Here is a 1,307-nt window from a genome sequence, read left to right as displayed (position 1 = left end):
CCGGGGAACGATTTTGCCGATTCCTGTAGCCATGAGTATTCTTTGTAACTTTTAGCAAAAAGCTTACCAAATACCGGCATTATGAAACGGAAATACATTCTAAAAAATGGCTTGAATACGATATTTTCGGGTTGTGACGTTTCTAGACAAGCAATCATTCCACCTGGCTTTAAAACACGATGCATTTCAGAAAGGGTTGAGGGTCGCCGTTTTTATCGCGCAATACTTCGCCGGTTTGCTCGTTAATTTTTTGGACTTCCACTTTTTTAAAGGAAGGAACCAAGATATTTAAGCTTTTTTCGCCCTTATTGACGTGACGACCGAGCGCTTGCCATTGCTTGAAACCACGGACCATCGTGGCATCGGGTTTTTGTGACTGCTGTTTGGGGTTCACGTTTGCTGCTTGGACTTTTAATTAACAATGGCATCTTAGACGGCAAGTTGGGTTGGTTTGGACTGCGGAAGTCGCAGGTCCATAATCGAACCGAGAGTCTGGAAATTCTTGATTTATCAACGCGTTTCGACCGGTTTGACTTTGTTGGCAGTCGCAATAAATTCTTCATGAGTTCTATCGTTTTAATCATCGCTGGAATAGTTGCGCTCGGTATCTTCCGTTTAAATCTCGGCATCGATTTTACTGAGGGAACACGCGTTGAAATTGCAGCGGAATCGGCGATTACGAAAGAACAGGTGGAAACATTTCTTATGGAAGCCGGATTCCCTTCTGAAGACATCGTCATTTCAGGCAATGAGTCAAACCTTGGAGTAAGCCGCTATACTAAACCGACGACACACTTAACAAGTTTGCCACGTTCGCTAAGGAGAATCAATACAAGACAAAAAAATGGAGGTTTTTTTATGGAGTTTTTCAGCGCAATGCAAATTTCTTCATATGAAACTTTCTTTAAACTTGTCATAGCCGCTCTCTTAAGTTTAGCAATCGGACTGGAAAGGGAATTAAAAAGAAAGCCTGTCGGATTAAAAACGAGCATCGTTATCTCTACGTTCAGTTGTTTACTAACCATCATCTCGATTGAATCTGCCTATATTGCACAAGGTAGCGAGTATGCTAATGTTAATATTACAATGGATCCTTTGCGTCTTGCTGCACAGATTGTTTCAGGCATTGGTTTTTTAGGGGCTGGCGTAATTTTAAAACGTGGCAACGATTCTATTTCAGGACTTACGACTGCGGCCATGATTTGGGGAGCTGGAGGAATTGGGATTGCAGTTGCTGCTGGCTTTTATATCGAAGCCGTAACTGCGGTCTTACTCGTCCTGATTGGAATAGAAGTTTTGCCTCACCT

3 protein-coding genes are annotated in these 1,307 nt (G+C 42.5%); 1 reads left to right on the top strand and 2 read right to left on the bottom strand.

The window, feature by feature from the left end; translation table 11 throughout:
* Together ABZ924_RS38700 and ABZ924_RS38695 are read right to left on the bottom strand one after the other, a co-directional pair.
* The coding region (locus ABZ924_RS38700; RefSeq protein WP_361920444.1) for a class I SAM-dependent methyltransferase at positions 1-185 on the bottom strand (185 nt) is incomplete at its 3' end.
* Positions 170-394, bottom strand: coding sequence for an ArdC family protein (locus ABZ924_RS38695; protein WP_361920442.1), 225 nt, complete (start codon positions 392-394; stop codon positions 170-172). The genes ABZ924_RS38700 and ABZ924_RS38695, both read right to left, overlap by 16 nt.
* Here ABZ924_RS38695 and ABZ924_RS38690 point away from each other — a divergent pair.
* On the top strand, positions 373-1,307 hold a 935-nt coding region (locus ABZ924_RS38690; protein WP_361920440.1), incomplete at its 3' end, for an MgtC/SapB family protein. The genes ABZ924_RS38695 and ABZ924_RS38690 overlap by 22 nt on opposite strands.

Origin of the sequence: Streptomyces sp. NPDC046876, from assembly GCF_040645035.1 — a bacterium.
Taxonomy (GTDB): Bacteria; Actinomycetota; Actinomycetes; order Streptomycetales; family Streptomycetaceae; genus Streptomyces.
This window is presented reverse-complemented; position numbering and strand designations above follow the sequence as displayed.